This window comes from Lysobacter antibioticus, assembly GCF_001442535.1.
Taxonomy (GTDB): domain Bacteria; phylum Pseudomonadota; class Gammaproteobacteria; order Xanthomonadales; family Xanthomonadaceae; genus Lysobacter; species Lysobacter antibioticus.
The window spans coordinates 5,743,049-5,747,210 of record NZ_CP013141.1; the positions used below are offsets into that span (position 1 = coordinate 5,743,049).

At 68.0% G+C, this 4,162-nt stretch carries 3 protein-coding genes; all 3 read right to left on the bottom strand.

Annotated elements, in window-relative coordinates; translation table 11 throughout:
* Positions 1-55: 55 nt before the first annotated feature.
* Positions 56-1,384: a pseudouridine synthase gene (locus tag GLA29479_RS23230; protein ID WP_082638944.1), complete on the bottom strand. Its 1,329-nt coding sequence runs from the start codon at positions 1,382-1,384 to the stop codon at positions 56-58.
* Entirely contained in the window at positions 1,381-2,367 is a 987-nt protein-coding gene (gene scpB, locus GLA29479_RS23235) for an SMC-Scp complex subunit ScpB (RefSeq protein WP_057973001.1), read from the bottom strand. The genes GLA29479_RS23230 and scpB overlap by 4 nt, the downstream gene beginning before the upstream one ends.
* 287 nt (positions 2,368-2,654) lie before the next feature.
* Positions 2,655-3,578, bottom strand: coding sequence for a segregation and condensation protein A (locus tag GLA29479_RS23240; RefSeq protein ID WP_057917840.1), 924 nt, complete (start codon positions 3,576-3,578; stop codon positions 2,655-2,657).
* Positions 3,579-4,162 lie beyond the last annotated feature (584 nt).

Below are 4,162 nucleotides of genomic sequence, written 5' to 3' on the forward strand. Positions count from 1 at the left end.
GCATCTTCAGTCCGGTCGGCCGCGAGATCGCCGTCGAGTACGTGCTGGACTTCAACTAAGCCAGGCAAACCCGTTGTGGCGGCGCAGCCGCGCCGTCGCTACGGAATCTCCCACACCACAGGCAGGGCAAGGCAACGATGACTCGCAATCCGCCGCCCGGCTTGCCGCCGTAGGGCTTGCGGCCCTGGCCGTCCGGATTGCGGTGACCGCTCGGGCCGGTCTCGACGCCATCGGGCACGTACCAGGTGCGGAACGCGGCGGGATTGCCATCGGGCAGGGGCTTGGGACCCTTTTCCTTGCGCTGCTTGAACGGCTTGTGCGACTGGTTGGCCGCGGCTTCGCCGCTGACCGTCAGGCCGCCGTGCTTGCGCGGACCGCCGCGGCCGCGACCGCCGCGATCTTCGCGGACATGGTCGAAGCGGCGCAGTTCGCGGCCTTCGTCGGCGGTGTTGTGGCCGCCGACATAGCCGTGCGAACGCTCGCCGGACAGGTGCACGGTCGACTTGGCGGCCTTGCGCTGGCCGATCACCGGCTGCAGGGTCAGCGCCGAAGGCGTGCCCTCTTCCAGGCCGAGGTCGCTGCGCAGGGCGTCGACCTTCTCGCCGACCAGCTCCTGCGAGTGGCCGCGCAGCAGTTCGCGCGGCAGCGCCACGCCGCCGTAGCGGATGCGCTTGAGGCGGCTGACCTGGCAGCCCTGCGATTCCCACAGGCGGCGCACTTCGCGGTTGCGGCCTTCCTTGACCACGACCCGGAACCAGTCGTGCGAATCGCTGCCGCCGATGCGTTCGATCTCGTCGAACTTGGCCGGGCCGTCCTCGAGCGCGACGCCGCGGGCGAGGCGGTCGACGAGGTTGTCGGGAACCTGCTCCTGGCCTTCCGGCGCGCGCACCCGGCAGACGTACTCGCGCTCGACCTCGAAGGAGGGATGCATGAGCGCGTTGGCGAGTTCGCCGTCGGTGGTCAGCAGCAGCAGACCGGTGGTGTTGATGTCGAGGCGGCCGATCGCGATCCAGCGCGCGCCCTTCAGCGCGGGCAGGGAGTCGAAGATGGTCGGACGGCCTTCGGGGTCTTCGCGCGTGGTCACTTCGCCTTCGGGCTTGTTGTACATCAGCACGCGCGACGGCTCGGTCAGGGCGCTGGCGATGAAGCTGCGGCCATCGAGTTCGATCTTGTCGCCGCCCTTGATGCTCATGCCGACCTGGGCGGTCTCGCCGTTGACCTTGACCAGGCCGTCGGCGATGCGCTGCTCGAGCGCGCGGCGCGAGCCCAGGCCCGCTTGCGCGAGGACCTTGTGCAGGCGTTCTTCCAGACGCGGCGCCTCGGCGGTGGCGCCGGCATCGCTGCCGCGCTTCAGTGAGAGCTTGCGGCGGTTTTCTTCAGTCATTTCTGTTGCTCCGGCCGGTCGTCTTCGGACTCGGCCTCAAATTCCGGAACGGTCGTCGTCTCGACGGCGTGTTGGTCTTGCTCGTGATCGTTCGCGTCCGCCGCGCGCTCGCCCGGCGCGGCTTCGGGGTCGTCCGAAAGGACGGTTGTATCGGTGTGGGTATCGCTATCGGTATCGCTGTCGGCGTCGACGCTGGTGTCGGCGCCAGCGTCGTCGGATTCGGTGTGGGCTTCGTCGCCGTCGAGGGTGTCGTCGGCGCCGTCGCTGGGGTCGCCCAATTCGGCGGACCCGGCGGACTCGGCGGATTCGGTGGAGTCGTCGATCGAATCGCTGTCATCGTCGCCGGCTTCGGCATCGTTGCTGGCTTCTTCGAGGCCGGCCTCGGCGTCGTTGCCGGTGGAGATACCGCCGGCGGCGATCGCCTCGCCGTCGAGCGGCAGCTGCGGTTCGAGCTCGCCGATGTCCTTGAGCTCCGACAGCGGCGGCAGTTCGTCCAGGCGCTTGAGGCCGAAGTAATCGAGGAAGGCCTTGGTGGTGCCGAACAGGGCCGGCTTGCCGGGCACGTCGCGGTGACCGACCACGCGGATCCACTCGCGTTCTTCCAGGGCCTTGATGATGTTGCTGCTGACCGCGACGCCGCGGACCTGTTCGATCTCGCCGCGGGTGATCGGCTGGCGGTAGGCGATCAGCGCCAGGGTCTCGAGGGTGGCGCGGGTGTAGCGGGTCTGGCGTTCGGTCCACAACCGCGCGACCCAGGCATGGACGTCGGCCTGGACCTGGAAGCGGAAGCCCGAGGCCAGCTCGACCAGTTCCACGCCGCGCTCGGCACAGCCCTCGCGCAGGGTTTCCAGCGCGGTCTCGACGCTGTCGGCCGGTGCCGGCTGGTCCTCGGGGAACAGGGCATGCAACTGCGCCAGCGTGAGCGGCTGGTTGGCCGCGAGCAAGGCGGCTTCGACGATGCGGGTGACGAGGAGTTGGTCCATGGAATGCGTCTGAATCGTTGCGTTGGCGATCGGCCCTGGAGCCTGTGCGGAATCGGTGCCTGGGTCGGTGGTCGACCGGTCTGCTCGGCCGATCTGGCTATGGCGGGAGCGGGCGAGGCGGGAACTGCGTATCGGGGCCATCACGGCCGCGTTCGCGGAACCCGGAGGCTGAGGTGCAGGAACGTTCGAGCGATGCGGTCCCGGCCCCTGCCGGGATCAAATCCACCCCGATCAAATCCGCCCCGGCGAGGCGGAACGACGGCGACAGCCGAGTCACGACAGCCAAGTCACAAAGCCCGGTCATCGTTGGCGGCGTCGTCGAACTCGCTGCTGAGTTCGATCTCGTCGGGGTCCTTCATCAGCGCCAACGACTTGACGTAGATCGGCGCCGGCGGGCGGCCCTCTTCGGGCTGCTCCTGGACGATCTCGATCAACTGTTCCTTGGCCAGGGTCAACAGGCCCAGGAACGTTACCACTATGCCGAGCCGGCCTTCTTCGACCGTGAACAGCGATTCGAAACGATGGAACACGCCATCGGACATGCGGGTCAGCAGTTCGCCCATGCGCTGGCGGACGCTCAAGGCATCGCGCTTGATCGCGTGCTGGGTGTAAAGCTCGGCGCGCTTGAACACGTCGTGCAGGGCCAGCAGCATCTCGCGCAGATCGACCGGCGGCGGCAGTTTGACCGAAGCCCGGTCCGGCACGTAAGCCTGCGCCGGGCTGGTGTCGCGGTCCTGGCGGGGCAGGGTGTCGATGTCCTCGGCCGCCTTCTTGAAACGCTCGTACTCCTGCAGTCGACGGACCAGCTCGGCGCGGGGGTCTTCTTCGATCCCTTCCTCGTTGGCCGCGCGCGGCAGCAGCATGCGCGACTTGATCTCGGCCAGGATCGCGGCCATCACCAGGTATTCGGCGGCCAGCTCGAAACGCATTTCGTGCATGGCCTGGATGTAGGTCACGTATTGCCGGGTGATCTCGGCGACCGGGATGTCGAGAATCTCCAGATTCTGACGGCGGATCAGGTACAGCAGCAGGTCGAGCGGGCCTTCGAACGCGTCCAGGATGACTTCGAGCGCGTCCGGCGGGATGTAGAGATCCTGCGGAATCTGCAGCACCGGCTGGCCGTGGACCATCGCCAGCGGCATTTCCTGCTGCTGAGGCGTCGTCGGGGCTGGGCTGGATTCGGTCGCGACGGGCGCGGGTTCGTTGCTCATTCGAAACCGGCCCCTCCGGGCCGTGGGCACTGCAGTTACGACGATGCTTGCGGCGCATGACCGCATCGAGAGCCGCGCCAGGTCGTGCAAGGACCGGGATCGAGCTTCCCTGCGGGTGCTACGGACCACTCTATAAAGGCGTGTGCTTTAGGCCCGAACGGCCCCGGCCTACGCGTCACGACAAGGCGTGGCGGCTGAGACGAAGGGGGTTGCGGGCGTGAGCCGGTGGTCTGCAGCTGTGCACTGGCGTACTGGCGCACCGATGGTGTGCGGGGAAGTACGGGTGCTGACGTGGCGACGGCGTGGATCCTGTCGCGACGGGCCGCTGCATCCGGCCTCGGGCAATTGACAGTTAGGGTAAGGGCTGGGGCGGGCAGTGTCCAGCGCCGGCATGAACGCCGGCCGGGTCGGGGCGCGGTGCCGGCCGGCCAACTCCGGGCCGGCCGGGGTCGCGGGCGCGACCCGGCTCGGGTTTGCCGATCGCCGCGACGGCCTGTGCGGGGCCTGTCGCCGGGCTGGACACCTAATTAGACTGGGCAGGCACAACTAATGGACTGGGGAATCGCAATGAACCAAGCAAGGAC

Coding starts and splice junctions, on each gene's coding strand:
- GLA29479_RS23230 (WP_082638944.1), bottom strand. CDS start 1,384: ATGACTGAAGAAAACCGCCGCAAGCTCTCACTGAAGCGCGGCAGCGAT.
- scpB (WP_057973001.1), bottom strand. CDS start 2,367: ATGGACCAACTCCTCGTCACCCGCATCGTCGAAGCCGCCTTGCTCGCG.
- GLA29479_RS23240 (WP_057917840.1), bottom strand. CDS start 3,578: ATGAGCAACGAACCCGCGCCCGTCGCGACCGAATCCAGCCCAGCCCCG.